Origin of the sequence: Verrucomicrobium sp. BvORR034, from assembly GCF_000739635.1 — a bacterium.
Taxonomy (GTDB): domain Bacteria; phylum Verrucomicrobiota; class Verrucomicrobiia; order Verrucomicrobiales; family Verrucomicrobiaceae; genus Verrucomicrobium.
Map to the genome: position 1 here is coordinate 1 of NZ_BATQ01000048.1, position 14,978 is coordinate 14,978.

Annotated in this window: 11 protein-coding genes and 1 pseudogene; 4 read left to right on the top strand and 8 right to left on the bottom strand. The window is 58.3% G+C overall.

The window, feature by feature from the left end; translation table 11 throughout:
- Positions 1 to 188, top strand: a pseudogene (locus tag BV034_RS08605) (hypothetical protein); the annotation flags it as partial.
- A gap of 405 nt (positions 189 to 593) precedes the next feature.
- Here BV034_RS08605 and BV034_RS08610 read toward each other — a convergent pair.
- Positions 594 to 1,922 (bottom strand): hypothetical protein, encoded by a 1,329-nt coding sequence (locus BV034_RS08610; protein WP_265592786.1) that lies wholly within the window; start codon positions 1,920 to 1,922, stop codon positions 594 to 596.
- Positions 1,923 to 2,232: 310 nt separating this feature from the next.
- On the opposite strand from BV034_RS08610, the gene bla reads away from it, so the two are divergent.
- On the top strand, positions 2,233 to 3,150 hold the full coding sequence (bla, locus tag BV034_RS08615; RefSeq protein ID WP_050026083.1) for a class A beta-lactamase: 918 nt from the start codon (positions 2,233 to 2,235) through the stop codon (positions 3,148 to 3,150).
- 9 nt (positions 3,151 to 3,159) lie between these two features.
- Positions 3,160 to 3,579 carry a hypothetical protein gene (locus BV034_RS08620; protein WP_050026065.1) on the top strand — a complete coding sequence of 140 codons (420 nt, stop codon included), beginning with the start codon at positions 3,160 to 3,162 and terminating at the stop codon, positions 3,577 to 3,579.
- A gap of 310 nt (positions 3,580 to 3,889) precedes the next feature.
- Here the strand turns inward: BV034_RS08620 and BV034_RS08625 are convergent, their stop codons facing one another.
- The 7 genes from BV034_RS08625 to BV034_RS08655 all read right to left on the bottom strand — a co-directional run bounded on the left by BV034_RS08625 (position 3,890) and on the right by BV034_RS08655 (position 12,987).
- Positions 3,890 to 4,273 carry a hypothetical protein gene (locus BV034_RS08625; RefSeq protein ID WP_050026067.1) on the bottom strand — a complete coding sequence of 128 codons (384 nt, stop codon included), beginning with the start codon at positions 4,271 to 4,273 and terminating at the stop codon, positions 3,890 to 3,892.
- A gap of 559 nt (positions 4,274 to 4,832) precedes the next feature.
- Positions 4,833 to 6,209: a hypothetical protein gene (locus BV034_RS08630; protein ID WP_050026069.1), complete on the bottom strand. Its 1,377-nt coding sequence runs from the start codon at positions 6,207 to 6,209 to the stop codon at positions 4,833 to 4,835.
- A gap of 62 nt (positions 6,210 to 6,271) precedes the next feature.
- Positions 6,272 to 6,754, bottom strand: coding sequence for a hypothetical protein (locus BV034_RS08635; RefSeq protein ID WP_050026071.1), 483 nt, complete (start codon positions 6,752 to 6,754; stop codon positions 6,272 to 6,274).
- Between the two features lie 128 nt (positions 6,755 to 6,882).
- Positions 6,883 to 8,310: a hypothetical protein gene (locus tag BV034_RS08640; RefSeq protein WP_050026073.1), complete on the bottom strand. Its 1,428-nt coding sequence runs from the start codon at positions 8,308 to 8,310 to the stop codon at positions 6,883 to 6,885.
- 38 nt (positions 8,311 to 8,348) lie between these two features.
- Positions 8,349 to 9,767, bottom strand: a complete 1,419-nt coding sequence (locus BV034_RS08645) for a hypothetical protein (protein ID WP_050026074.1) — start codon at positions 9,765 to 9,767, stop codon at positions 8,349 to 8,351.
- A 161-nt stretch (positions 9,768 to 9,928) separates the two neighbouring features.
- Entirely contained in the window at positions 9,929 to 11,350 is a 1,422-nt protein-coding gene (locus BV034_RS08650) for a hypothetical protein (protein WP_050026077.1), read from the bottom strand.
- Positions 11,351 to 11,493: 143 nt separating this feature from the next.
- The gene (locus BV034_RS08655) at positions 11,494 to 12,987 is read right to left on the bottom strand and encodes a hypothetical protein (protein ID WP_265592788.1); all 1,494 of its coding nucleotides are present in this window, start codon (positions 12,985 to 12,987) and stop codon (positions 11,494 to 11,496) included.
- 277 nt (positions 12,988 to 13,264) lie between these two features.
- Between BV034_RS08655 and rimO the strand changes: the two genes are divergently transcribed.
- Entirely contained in the window at positions 13,265 to 14,701 is a 1,437-nt protein-coding gene (rimO, locus tag BV034_RS08660) for a 30S ribosomal protein S12 methylthiotransferase RimO (RefSeq protein WP_050026081.1), read from the top strand.
- Positions 14,702 to 14,978 lie beyond the last annotated feature (277 nt).

Sequence of the window (14,978 nt, forward strand, 5' to 3'; positions counted from 1 at the left end):
AAGAGAAGCAAAAAGCGGGGGACAAAAACATCCATTACGTGGATGGCCTGACGTTGATCTCTGCGGAACAAGCGGACGCGCTGTCAGATGCCCGCCATGCGAACAGCTATGGCATGTTCCTCTATGCGAGGGGGCTGGAGCCGGTGCTGCGGAAGGTGCTGGGAATGCCGGCGGCGCCGGAGAGGTGAGGAGGCGTCCTAGGAGACGCCTGCGTCAGAGCTGATGGAAAGTATCTACGCCTTGTGTACTACGGAATCACATCCCTTTGGGCAATTGCGATTGTCTTGTCCTGGTATTCGGGGCGTCGAGTCCTGCCTATAGCAGTGGTATTTCTAGGAGGACTGATGCACACGGGCATTTGGGGCTGGCATTTCGGCTATTGGGGCATCGCAGGGCTGGGAGTTCTGACGGCAATCTGTATGCTGAGTGCACCTGAATTCTTCGGCAAGGAATGGTAACGGAGTGTTTACAGCGCTTAGGAGTCGGCTTGATCTTGCCCCTTCGTAGCATCTCGGTGAAGGGGCCTGAAAAGTAGCCGGTTTCTTCTGGGAAGAGCGGCTGATTGGTTCTAGGATAGACTGAACTTCCCCAGCCTAGTTCTTCAAGGGGCTGGGGAGGTAGTCTCCTGGGAGATTCAGGGGATTGCTGGAAATATAGAACGAAAGGTCATAGACGCCGCCTTTGTACTCATCTGTGCCATAGTAGTTGCGCACGTGTGCGGCGTTGACCGATGCGGCGACTTTGAACGTTCCGTTTGGCAGATTCACTGTCTGCGAAAGCCCAACCGCCAGAACCACCTTGGACGATTCTTTTCCGCTGAACCACACGGTGAGCTCATGGCCCGTATCGTTCTGGAGGGCGATTTTGGTGCGCGTTCCGCGGGGGGCTCCGGATGCCTCGGCTTTAGGGAGAGCTCCGTGATCTCCCGCTGCAATCGCTGCAACCTCCATGTCGATGATCCGCTTTTGCATCGCGGGAATGTCGGGATGCTTCGGATGGCGGGAGACGAATCGCTGGTAGTACATCAGTTGATCCTGCTCCTTCACCCAGGTGATGTCGTCGTAGAGCGCCTGCCGGGCCTCTTCTGGATCATACCACTCACGCAGTTCAGGATAAGCCTGGCTGAAGGCGTCGATCCTGGTGAGCGACCGGGATTTTTTCACCTGTTCCCACTCAGTCCGGGCCAGATCCTTGATGGTTGTCAGAATGGGCCATCGCCGCTGATTGTCTGCAGAGAGATTCCGGAAGCTGGCTACTTTCGTGATCGACTTTTCTTCCACGGCTTTCTTCCAAACGGCATCAAGAGACTCGATTACCGGAAAGCGTTCTGCCACTTCTTCGTGACTCTGGGGGAATGCTTCAATATTCTTCGGTATCTGCTCTCCAACGGTTTTTACCCACAACGGCTGCGCTATCGCAAACAGGGCGTCTTTGGCGGCGAGGTGGTGTTTGCCCTCTGGGTGGCTGTTCAGATAGGAGCGAAGGCTCTTGAATGAATTGGATAGGGCAGCTGCCGCCCAAGCAGAGTCATCAGTGAGCACGAGATAGCGCTTTTGGGCTTCAGTGGCCTGGATCGTGCCGGGAAACTCAATCATCACTTTGGAGTATGCGGCCGGGGTGTCCTGCTTTTTTGCATACCAAAGGCGAACCGCAGGTGTGTCCCAGGCAAGCCACAAGCACAAGACGGGTATGACAAAAGCGACAAGAATCAGAGCGAAGCGATACACCAAGGCGGCCTCTTTTGCCGATCTTCGGGCTCGTTCTTCGTCTCTGGCCCTACGGTGGCTTTCTTCTTGAGCCTCGCCCTCATCGAGAACTTTGCGGTAGTCGGCAGCCACCGAGGCGATGACAGATGGCGGCAGATTTATCGGGATGCCTTGTTTCAAATCGACGGCACAGGAGGCGAGATCGTGGTCCGACATGCAGGCGCTTGAGAGCAGGATGGCCTCTCCGCACTCCAGATCGCTTTTTGGTGTCCGGTAGCATTTGGGACAGGAGTACACGGGGTTTGCCTTTGAGGCGCCGCAGAACTGACAGATGGCAGGCATGAGCAGGTTTTTTCATGTAGTTCCACATGCCGATGCGTTAGTCAATGAGGGTTTCTCCAACGAAGTGTCATGAAATGGTGGTTGACGGCAGGGCATGCCCGCGTCCTTGCGGCCCATTTTGTGTCGGGCAACGGCCTGGTCTTGCCGGATGCTTTGCAGCACATTAAGATCTGATTTAAGCATGATGACTCGCTCTTCTTTCTGTAGAACCGTTTGGCTGGCTGGCGTGGCTGGAGTGGTGGCGCCTCGAATGGCAACCTTGTCTGCTCAAGAATCGGTCGCGACTCTGGCTGCTGCCGTCAGCAAGCTAGAGGGAATAGAAGGCCAGGATGGCGCCCGCTTAGGTGTGTATGCACTGGATCTCGAGAGCGGCATGGAGATAAAGCACCGGGCGGAAGAACGGTTCCCCGTGTGCAGCACCTTCAAGGTGATCCTGACTTCGGCGATCCTGAAACAGAGTGTGCAGGATGCAGGGTTGATGACGCGGCGGATCTCCTATGCAAAACACGAACTGGTGACCTATTCACCTGTCACGGAGAAGCATGTGGAAGACGGGATGACGGTGGAGGCGTTGTGCGCGGCCGCCATGCAGTACAGTGACAACACGGCGGCGAATCTTCTGATGAAGATCCTGGGTGGGCCTGGCGCGGTGACGGCGTATGCGCGGTCGATTGGCGACACGCAGTTCCGCCTGGATCGATGGGAGACGGAATTGAACACGGCGTTGCCGGGCGATCCGCGTGATACCTCGACTCCGGCGGCGATGGGGCACAGCTTGCAGAAACTGGCATGGGGCGATGGACTGCCGGAGGCGCAGCGTGCGAAGCTGGTGGAGTGGATGCTGGGAAACACCACCGGGGACAAAAGGATCCGGGTGGCGGTGCCTCCCGACTGGAAGGTGGGCGACAAGACTGGGTCAGGGGACTACGGCACGGCCAATGACATTGCAATCCTCTGGCCACCGGGGCGCAAGCCGATCGTGCTCGCAATTTACCACACGCAAAAGGCGGCGGATGCGAAGTGGCAGAATGAGGCGATCGCCGCGGCGGCCCGTGTGGTGTTGGAGGCCTTCGGTATGCTGCCGGTCAAGGGTGAACGCTGAGGATGCGGCATGAGCTTCACCTTCTACATCGTCTATCAGGCGCTGGAGTGGCTCGCGTCGGTCACCGGGCTGACCTACAAGGAAATCAACGTCGTGGTGTATTACGGGCTGGTGCCTCTGGTGTTCTTGGCGCTGATCGACAAGATTTTGCGCAAGCCGATATGTCTGAGCCTTTTCAGCGGCGTTCTGCTGGTCTTGTATCTTGTGGTGGGTGATAGGCCCATGTTTGCAGAGCGCTTGTTCGACGGTTCTGCCCGGTTTTTGCAAGCGTTTGGAGCTGTAGGCATCAACTATGATCTTGCTTCCATCCTCATCTGCGTGCTGATTCCCTTCTTTGTCTTTCTTGTGCTGCTCTTTCTGGCATTTCCAGGCTGGTTCCATCGCCATCTGCCGACTGTGGCTCGCATCATGGAGGGGCCGAAGCGCTAGGGGGCTTCAGGTGGGGCGTGGAAGTTTCACGAGCTCGGGCCCTTCCACCAGTAGAGTACTGATGATCCCTGCCCGGATACGGATATGGTCCTTAGCACCTGTTTGGATAAAAACACCTGGGTGTGGCAGGTTGCTTCAAGGGAACGAGATCGGTGCGGCTTCCCCGGGATGAAGGCCTGCCCCTGCGGGTTGCGGCCCTTTTGAGCCTGGACGGCGTTGCTCATCGGTTGTGAATCTCAGGGGTTGATCGATAGACGTTGGCGAGGTCGAGTCCTTGGACTAGGAGGTGAAGGAGATCATGGCAAGTTGCCTAGACGCGCTTGATGGGGGCTGACCACAGCCAGTTTTCCTCCGCAAGGAACATGTAGCTGACACCGTCCATGATGACCTCTGCCTGACGGGTGTGATTCCAGCGGACCTTCACTGAGGAAGGGTAGAAGCTTTTGCCGTAGTGGCCGATACTGCTGTAAACAGGGCCTCCTGGGTGCCGGCGATAGTCTGCCTGGATGAAGAATTCCCCCTCGCCCAGCAAACCGCCAATGGACCACGGATTCCAGAAGACCTTCCGCACCACGACATGGCCGATCCCGTTGGGGGCTGATGCCTGGGCGAGAACCCTGCCCTGAGCTCGCCAGATCACGACCCCGAAGAGCAGCGCTGCGAGGAGAATGAGGATGACGGGAAGTCTTTTCATGAACGTGGTGGTGGGACGGGCTGGCGCGAGTTTGCTGACATGCGCGGTGGATGGTGATGCTCCTGCATTCTTACATGCGGTATGTGAAAGGTTCAGGAAGCACCGGTGAATTTGGTGTGAATTCGCAGAGCGATGCCGGATGGGTCTACCGCTTTGCATTCCGCCTCGTGCCGTGGCGCTTCTGTGTCTGTCGAAACTTGGTCTGGCGATTCCTCAAAGTGACATGTGCTGGAGAAGCCAGGGGAGCACACGCATCTTGCGTGCTGTTTCCGGCATCTTGCCGGGAACGTCAGTCAGCGAGTGGCCTCGCGAGGTGCAATCAAACATTCATGCCGCATCGCACACGAGCGACGTGGAGGCGTTGAAGACGGTAGGAGGGGAAGGGGATGCTGTCGGCCTTCCCACCTGATGACCCTCTTTTGAAGGTCCCCAAGGTTGACTCGCTTAGGGCTCGTCCAACCTTCGGCTGTGGTAGATATCCCCTTCAGGGATTAACTTACACACGGACTGAGCCGGAGCCGGTTTCTTGGCGAGACCGTCAGATTCTCCGGGCGCGGCATCAATGGTCATCGCGACTTTTTCTGGCAGCTTCGCTCCACCAGTAGTATTGGCCGAGGTCCTTGCACAGCAAACGAATGCCTCCTCTGGATGTCGGTGTAGGGGAGACGTGGTCGATGTCCCCATGGTTGTCTGTACCGTCGGGGCCTGCGGAGTAGAGGGCTTGAGTTGTGGGATTCCAATGGTAGGAAACACCACTGTAAGTGTCAGGCGGCAGGGCGGGGAGAATGCCTGGAGTGAGTTCCTCAAGACGAGCGGGGAGATGTCCGTGGCGGAGCTCGTAGAGTCGCAAGGCCAGCATCTGGATCACAACGTCATGGAGGGTGGCATGGTCCATGACGTCTTGCAATGTGCTGCAGAGTTGACCAATCGCTTGCTGGGTGAGGTTGGCTCCCAAACGATTCAGGGTTAGAGTTTGACGGACGCTTTCCACCCAGGTTGGTTGGCCGATGTAGTTCTTCTGCGCTGCTGCAAGACCGGTTTTCCAATCCACAGCCAGACCTTCGTAGATGGGCAATACCCGCGTGAACCAAGTTGAAAGGCAAAAGTTTGGCTTGATCTCACTGGCAAATTCCGGCCGACTACCGGGATAGTTGCTTCTAAAGAATGTATCTTGGTCTGACCGGTTGCTGATGAGCTGTTTGAACAACTGGTGCTGCACTTGAATATCAAATCGCAACGTTTCTCGATCCGGTCCGTGCAATGCCAACAATGCTGTGAGACAAGCCTGGATTTGGCTCTCCGAGACCCCTGCTTGGGTTAACAAAGCCTCAAGAGCAAGCTCAGCATGGGACTGGAGTTCAAGAGTTTGTTTGATTCGCCAGAGGTTGCCTTTTACACGACTCAAATGGGAACCCAGCTGAGCCATCTTCAGGCAGTCTGCGATGGCGAGATCTGGACGATTCGCGTTGAGGTGGAATTCGATGCGCCTTTCGAGGAAACGCTCGAGAACGCTGAATTGGAGTGGCGAGCCGAGATACATCGTGAAGTCCTGCGGGAGTCCGGCATCCGGCCAGATCCAGATGGCGGGATCTGTATTCAGAAGGGCGCCCACTGCTATGAACACTGATGAGTGATCCTCCAGAAATTGCTGCTGCGCGGAGGTGAGGGGCATCAACATCCGGGATGGTTCATAGGAAGGGTCCCTCGGGAGGCTGACAGCGTCAATTAAGGTGGCAAGGGGGGAGGGATCGGTTCCTTTTAAAAGGGTCGTCCAGTCGGGTGTCAGGATGCCGTCTTCTGGTGCTGGGCCATCGTAAATCGCGAGAAACAGGACTGGGCCGATCATGGCTAGGGCCAAGAGGCTGAGTGCGACGCTCCAGACAGCTCGGGACTGCCGCCGGGCATCTGGCGCGGCATGTTCAGACTTCTTGGCCATTGGCAGGTTCGTTGATTGACGGGAGTAAGGTGTTTGTGAAAAACGGAAGCGCCTACGGGGTCTCAATCTTGCTGGCGCAAGCTAGAGCGAAGGTCGAGTAGCTTGGCAAGAATGGGGAAAACGTGAGTGCTTGTCCATGCAGAATCCAGGGTGGCCGGATCGCGTGCGCCGGGCCAGCGCCACCCGGCGGGATCTGTGGAGAGAACCTTGTCCAACGAGTCCAGTGTGGGCGCTTGTTCGTTGAGAAAGGTCTGGATGGTTGCCTCGTGACCTGAAACAAGCTTGCGCGACTCCTCCGGCAGTTTCAGGAAATCGATCTGGAGTGCAGCGGGTACGTTCGCCAGAAACGCTGCCAGAGGATTGGGGACGGAAGCGGGGAGTTCTACCGAAGGGGCAAGGGATGAGTCGTCTACCGGTAGCACATCGAAGAACAAGAGCACTCCCACGGCAACGCCAAAGACGGCGACTAGTGCGCCGGAGGCGAGCCACCAGGCACGACGAGCTTGGCGTTTGGGTTCAAGGAAGCTTTCGGGTATCGGGGGCATGAGGTTAGCCTTCTGATGGCTTGTCCGGACACCAAATGGATGGCCGCAGTGCACTGATCTCCGGCTAAATCAGAACGTTTGGGACGGATGCTGAAGATGGTGCAACGACTAGGGTAGCGGATGATCGTCTACTGACGTAGAAGGGGCTTGGTTCGGGTTCGTTTTGGAGCTGCTGGCGATTTGGGTTGTTCCCGCTGGGTGGCAACATGCGGGCTCCACCAGCACGGGAGAATGAGATCCTTCTGGCCGCGGGCGTTGACGCTGTGATCGTAGGTGCCGCCGTCGTCATTGAAGTCACGATAGACGGAGTAGACAGACTGGAGGGAGGCATTCCACCGCATGGGTTTGTCATCAAAGGGATCCATGGGGACAGTTTCAAGGTATTGGGGTACGAGTTCCTGCAGGAGGGCTGGCAGCTTGCCCTGCTCCAACTCATGACGACGCAAGGCGAGGACGATGACCATCTGGCGGAGCTGCGCGACGGCTTCTGCCTTGCGCTCAAGCAGCATTTTCCCGGGGTACACGAACGTCGCAAGATAGGATTTGCCGTAGAGATTCAGGTCGAGCCAGAAGAAGTGGGAACTGACTTCCGCCCGGCGAATGTCATCGAGTTTCTTCGCAGCCTGAAGGGCACTTGCCCATGAGGTGTCCAGTGCGCTCATGATCGGACGTTCAAAGGCAAGTTGGCTGGCGGCGGTCATGTTGGGCTTGTTCAGCGGAACGATCCACCCGGGATAGGAGCGATCCGGAGTCTTGGCAAGGCTTTCGGACGAATGCTCAGGCAGCTTGCCTGATTTGAAGTAACGGAAGGTGGTTTTCACCTGCGCATGCTCCACCTTCATGGAGGCTTGATAGTCCGAGCGGCGCGACTCCAAGGAGGAAAGGGTCTGCTGGACGCTCAAGAGGTGAGCAGCATCTGTTCCCTTGTTGGCCAGGACGGACTCCAGGGCGGGGATCGCGTTGGCTTGAATGATCGAAGTGACAAGTTGGGCCAGGAGATCCGTGCCCGGTGTCTGCTCCAGCGCATGACCCAACCGCAACACCTCCAGCAGGGATTGCACGGCATCGGCGTGGTGGCCGTCTTCAGCCATGATCCTGGCCTTTAGAATCATCGTGTTGACGATGGGGCCGACCATCCCCAACGGGGTGCTCTTGTGATCTTCCCCCAGATTCTCTGTTTGAGAGAAGGTCCAGCGCCATGTGGCCGGGTCCGTTTTCATCAAGTCAGCAAAGGCCTGGAGGCTTGCGGGATGAGCATCAAGAAATTCACGTGCCTTGCCGGAGCTGCCGGGCTCGAATTTTTTGATGGGCTGCGGAAGACCGTCGTGAAGAGAGATGCGGTCGGTCTTGAGTGCTGAGAAAAAGGGTTCTAGGGGATTATGCGAAGCCTCAGTGGGCACTGGGGTGGAGGGGGGCATCATGTCCCTGTCATCCTGCGGCGCTGCGTCGTGGAAGTAGAGGAGGTAGATCGCGGCGAGGATGAGGATGGCAAGGGAGGTCAGAATGCGCTTGCCGAGCGAGCGCTTGCGGCGGGGAGGGGCGGAGGCAGTGCTCATGATTGGAACGAGGTGAAAGCGGGATGGGATGGAGGGAGTTATGGAGCGGCGGGAACTCCGGGGCGCCCACCCGCCTCTGGCGGTGCCAAGCGCTGGGCATCCCGCGCCTTCGAAGCGGCCTTGCTCCACCAATAATATTGACCGATGTCACGCTCATCGATGGTGACAGGTATGCGAAAGGCTCCACCGTCGTCAGAGCCATTCACGCCAACGGAGTAGAGGACCTGAGTGCCGGGATTCCAGCGCATCGGCAAGTCCGTGAAAGGGTCCTGGGGAATAGAGGCTAGATAGGCAGGCGAAAGCTCGCTCAAATCATCAGGCAGACGGTGATGATCTACTTCATAGCGGCGCAGGGCGACTTGCAGGATGACTTGCCTGTGGATGGTTGCGTGCCCCATCTGGCGGATGAGTGAGTCTTGCAGATCCTGTGCATCCAGTACACTGAAGGCGATGCCGGTGGTGTTGGGGTTGAGCCAGAAGCGCACCGGCGATTGGAAGATTTTGTCGAGATTCTGCTTGGTTGTCTGATGGGCGTCGAAGGCTGCCTTCCAATTGGTTTCAAGCCCCTTGATCAGCTGCCGATGCATTTCCAGGCGTGTGGCGAGGGTGAGATTGGTCTTGAGCAGCATGCTCTTCAAAGGTTCTGGGTAACCTTTGAGATCGAGCTTTCGAGGATCGACCTCCAGGGCCACGCCGCTCTTCGTGGCTCGATAGGCCTCGGCGGCAAATACGTATTCGGCCTTGAGAGTGGCGATGAAACCGATGAGGGACGGGTCAAGATCCTCCAACTGTTTCTGGATTTTCATCAAGCTGGCCGAAGAGATGGCATTTAGAGCGAGCGGGCGTTCCAACTGGAGAACGGCGGTCCGCTGGATGGCAGAAGCCACCATGTTGTGAATCAAGAGACCTCCGGCGTTGTTTAGCCCATGAGAGAACTTTGCGAGAGAAAGGGTGGTTAGGGCGGACTCTTCCGGAGAGGTGGATTCTTCGAGGCCAGCTTGCACCCGGATGAGATTGGCAACTGGCATCAGGTGTTTCAACTGATGATCCAGCGAGGTCTCAAGGGATTCACCGTGTTCTGTCGGCCAACGCCAGGAGGTGGGGTTGGTTTGCAAAAGTTCCTCATAGGCCTTGAGGACCAGCGCGCGATTGTTCAGAACAGTTTCCTGGGGTGAAGGTCCCGTAGCCGCCGGAGCTTTCTTTCGCGGAGGCGGGGCGTCCACAGGGCGGTGCTGAAGCACCGTGAGAAACTTCTCCAGGGGATTGATCTGACCGGATTCGGGCGTTTTTGCGGTTGGGACTGGGGCCATGTCGCTGGCATCGGGTGGTTCGATGTCATAAATCACCAGGAAGGCGGTGAGGGCGGTGACGAGCGAAAGCGTCAACGTGACCACGACGATGAGCACACGGCGGCTGGTGGGTGCCTGGGCAGCAGTGGGATCTGAGATTGTTGGCATTGAACAAGGCAAGTTTATGAGTTGGATTCCACTGTCGACATGAAGGAGCGAGGTTTGGCTTCGCAGATGGCGGTTTTTTGGTCCTGCCAGGGTTCGAGGAGACAGGGGCTACGGTAGTTCAGGGTGCTTGGCGCGGCGCAGGAGTGTTGGAGCTGGAACTATTACGGTTTAGTCGCGGGCGGCAGGGCTTCCAGTGGCACAGGAGTGTTGTCGAGCGCTCTTTGTTGGAATGCGGATGCGCTCCAACCGTATGAAAGTGTGAAATCAAGGCCCCTCTCGTGTTCCTCTGGAGAGGTGGGAGTGTGGTTGCCACGCTCATTGTCCGCCTCGCTGCTGATCGCGCAGATGGTGGCTGCCTCAAGATTCCAGCGCATGGGCTTACCTGAAAAGGGGGCAAGGGGAACTGCTGGCAAATAGGTGGGTACGAGAGACTGGAGGTCGTGAGGCAGTCGCTGGTGATCCACCTCGAAAAGGCGGAGGGCGAGGTTGATGCGCGCTGCTTCGAAGTCGGCGTGAGTCGTCATCACCAGTTCGAGATACTGCATTGCGTGTCTCGAGGCAAAGGCATGCATGATCCGGCCCTGGGCATTGCTTTCCACATAGTGCCTCCAGGTTCCATGAACCGGCATGGCGGCGGTGGAGGTTTTTTCGAAGGCTTGCTCAACCCGAAGTGCCTCGCTCCATCCCTGATCCAGAGCTGCTAGAACGGCCTCTCCCCGGCCCATGTACATGCCCACGGTTCGGTTGATCTTGAGAGGGCTGCCTATGAGCGGGAGCGGAGGTGTGGCGTGACCAGTGGGGAGGTAGGAACCCAGTCCCGCAGGTAAACCGTTTAGTCGCGTCTGGACAAGTGACTCCTTAAATGCGAAGTAGCCGCTGCGGCGGGCGAAGGCGAACTTATCCCTGGCAGTTGGAGGATACTGGGTGAGTAGCTCAAGTGCCTCTCGCAAGATCTGGACGGGAATGTCCCGGCCGTTGAGCAATTCATAGAGTGTGGCGACACTTTTCCTATGGAGGGGCGCGGAGGAAAAGGCATTAGAGAGATCGCTTTCCAGATTGCCCAGACCGTGGCCAAGCTTGATCAAAGACAAGACGAGACGCGTGGCATCCGCAATTTGTCCTTCGTCTCCCAGTGCTTTGGCTTTGGCGTCGATGAAGCTGGTTGTCTGTGTCAATTGCCACCAGTTGAGAGTCTGTTTGTCGGGGAGGGCGCGGGGTGAGTGGCTGTGCCAAGTGGCTGGGTCACTCGCGACCAGGGTCTGAAACGCAGTCAGAAGTTCGACTTCCTTTGGGTCGGTCAGCTTAAAACGCTGAGAAGAAGGAAGTGGATTGAAAGGGTCAAACAAGAGATAGGTGGAACCCAAGAGGGCGGAGGTTTGACAGTAGGTGGCGAGGGGGTTGTTGCTCCACTCGTGTTGGGGGGCAGTTGGGATCGGGCGGGCAACATCGAGAGTCGGATCGTCCTGAACGAAGAATAGCCAAGCTGCGACACTGAGGAGGGTGACGATGAGTGCTGTGATAGCCCAAAGTGGCTTGAGGCGATGACGCCTGGGTTCGAGGAGGCTGGGGTTGCGGGTGTCCATGGTGTGTCCAGTGGGAATCACGGAGAGGCGGGCGTGTGGGAGCTCTGTGCCAGGGCATGGAGCATGGGGTGGGTGCTATTAGGTTCGAGAAGTCATTCGTTCCGGTCGGCACGGGCAGGGCCTTCGGGCGGTGCAGTGAGGTGTCAGGGAGGGGTGGGTGTTGTTGGCCGGGGGGCGTTGGACTTGGTTGACTTCTTTTTTGGGCTTTTGGGGGTGGGTTGGGACTTCAGACGTTCTTCCTCGCGCCACTTCGCGGCGGAGGGTCCCCACCAGTAGTGCATGCCGAGGTCGGGCTCTCTTCGATTGGCGGGCTTGGTGAAGGATCCGCTGTTGTCCATGAAATCCTCCCCGATGGAGTAGATGATTTGGGTGGCGGGAAGCCACTTCATGGGGAGATCGGTGAATGGATCGAGGGGGGTCTCCGGGAGGTACTGGGGGACGAGGACGGCCAGATCGTCGGGCAGGTGACCCCGGTCAAGTTGGTAGCGGCGCAGGGCGAGCTGGAGCAGGGCCTGGCGGTGGAGGGCGACATCGATAAGATTTCGGGCGAAGATACTTTTGGCGCTGGCCGTGTGCTGGAGGTGGTGGTAGTCGCCCACGGGGTTGGAGCTGAGCAGGCGGCGGGTGAGCGGCTGGATTCGCTCCTGGAACTCATCTGTCAGGGTGGTCTGCTGGCGGAGGCCTTCTTTCCAGCCCTGCTGGAGGGCGGCGATGACGGTCTGGTCGTGCTGGAAACGGACGGTGCAGGCCATGCCCGGCTTCAGCAAAAGAGGGGTGATCGGTTCGAGGAGCTTGGTGCCGTGGTGTGACCTCAGATCCGCGGCATCGACCATGAGATGGAGGGTCTCTTTGAAACAACGATATTCGATTCGGAGGGTGCGTTCGTAGTTGGCACGGTCTGGCTCGAGTCCGGTGAGTTGCTGCTGTAGTTCGCCCAGGCGGTCGGCGGGCACGGGCTGGAGGGTGAGAGCGGCTTCCAAACCGGATTCTCCCATACGCTGGGTAGTGCTGGCCACCAGATGATGGATGAGTGTGCCAGGGCGGCGCTGGAGGGCGGCTCCCAACTGAATGAGGGAGGAAAGGCTGTGGAGGGACTTTTCCCAGTGGCCGTCCGCGAGTTCCAACCGGGAACGGAGCCGGATGAGGAAGGCAATGTTCTGAATCGAGGAGGCGGATTCTCCTGTCCAGTTGATGGGGGGCTCGGTGCCTAGTTCGGGCCAACGCCAGTCGTCTGGCCGAGCTTGATGGAGCAGGGTGTCGAAAGCGGTGAAGGCGGGGCCCTGAGTGGCGAGGAAAGTGCGAACTTCCGCCTCGGTTCCGGGCTCAAGCGAGCGGGCTTTGGACTGGAGTTGGTCCGCTCTTTTTAGATTGGTGGCCTTCAAGGCATTGACCAGATCGGCCAGGGGATTGCCTGCGGTGGGAGATGAAGCGGGCGGGGGCCGCAGTTCTTGATCGGTGACCAGGAGGGTGGAGTCGTCCGGCATGGGGACGTCGTAGAACAAGAAGATTCCGACGAAGGTGAGCACGAGGGCGATGAGGGCACCGAGGATGAGCAGCAGGGCGCGGTGGGTCTGCTTTTTGATTTCGCGTTTGTCGAAATCGGGGTCGAAAGGGGGTGAATCAGACTCGGGGGACACGGGCGTCTTTGTGAAGGTGCGGCGACCGTCCAAGGGGTTTTTTAGGACAGTTTGCGGAGTTCTTAGGAAAGGGGAAAAGAGGTCGCTGGGGGGAGATTGGGGACCCAAGGGGAGGGGTACGGGAATGAACGGTTTTTTTTGGCGATCTCTGGTTATGCCAAAAAGCCCGGAAGACGTCTATTCAAAGCCATCAGGGATGTCCCTATGGGCGGGCCGATGGCCCCGGATTGTTCTAATTTCTTTCCTCGCTTGCCATTTGTGCTAGACTTTGCGCCCCATGACCAAAGTCGGCCTAGTCTCCCTCGGATGTGCGAAGAATCTCATCGATTCTGAGATCATGATCGGGCACCTGCAGCAGGCAGGGATGGCCATGACCCCGCAGGCGGAGGATGCAGATGTGCTGATCATCAATACCTGCTCCTTCATCGACATGGCGAAGAAGGAGAGCATCGCCAGCGTGCATGAGGCGGTGGACGGCCGTGCGGAAGGCGGAAAAGTCCGGGCCAAGCAGAAGATCATCGTGGCGGGGTGCATGGCCCAGCGATTTGCCCAGGAACTGCCAAACCTGATGCCCGAGGTGGACGCCTTCATCGGTCTGGACCAGCTCACCAAGGTGGCCCCCATCATCGAGGGGCTCATGGGCAAGAAGCGGGAGGAGGACGAGGCCCCGGAAAACCACGTCACGGAGAAGCCGCAATACATTCCGGACTACGACACCCCGCGCTTCCGCCTCACGCCGAAGCATACCGCCTACATCAAGATCGCCGAGGGGTGCAACCATCCCTGCTCCTTCTGCATCATCCCGAAGATCCGCGGCAAGCACCGCAGCCGCACGCAGGAAAGCGTGGTCTTCGAGGCCAAGGCGCTCATCAAGAGCGGGGTGAAGGAGATCAACCTGATCTCCCAGGACACGACCTACTTTGGCATGGACAAGTGGGAAGGGCAGCGCCCGAACCCGCGCAGCGGGGTGGATAGCAGCCGTGGCGAAAGCCTGGCGACGCTGATCCGCGAACTGAATGCCCTGGAGGGCGACTTCTGGATCCGCCTGCTCTACACCCACCCGGCCCACTGGAGTGACGAGCTCATCCAGGCCGTGGCGGAGTGTGAGAAGGTGGTGAAGTACGTGGACATCCCCCTCCAGCACATCAGCGACAACATGCTGACGCTGATGAAGCGCGAAACCAACGGTGCGTACATTCGCGAGCTCATCCAGCGCATGCGCACCGGTATCCCTGACATCGCCATCCGCACCACGTTTATCGTCGGCTTCCCCGGCGAGACGGAGGCGGACTTTGAGGAGCTTGTCCAGTTCATTGAGGAGACGAAGTTCGAGCGGGCCGGTGTTTTCAACTATTCCCGTGAAGAGGGCACCCGTGCCGACAAGATGGAAGGCCACCTGCACCACTCCACCCGCAAGCGTCGGTGGAACGAGGCCATGCGCGTCTTGCAGCATCGGGCAGAGGAGTTCAACGCCAGCCAGTTGGGCAGGACCTACCGTGTGCTGGTGGAGAACCCCGGCGAAGGCCGCTCCTACATGGACTCCATCGATATCGACGGCGTCGTTTTTGTGGATCCGGCGCTCCCAGTGGGCGAGTTCGCGGAGGTAACGATTTCCGACTGGCGCGGCTATGACCTAGTGGCGCAGGGCGGTCTCAATGGCCGTGACGGCGGTCGTGAGGCGTTCCGCGAACGGGTGCCGAAGATGGCGCAGTAGATCCCGCTTAGGGCGGGATGGTTGAGATGCCGCTTCGCGGCGGGTTGAGACGGCGCAAGCGCCTGTTGAGACGCGTTGCTGGTTGGGGGGCGTTTTGACACTCAGTCCAGCGATCGAGGGTCGTTTAGGAGTTGCTTCAGGGCCATGACGTCGAGGTGGTCTTTTTCCCGTTGAGAAGATTGTTTCAAGCGAATAAGGGAAGACTTCGATGCATAGAAGATTGATCGGCCATTGATTTTCCAAGTCTCCGCATCTTGGCGGAGGTCGGAAAAATGGC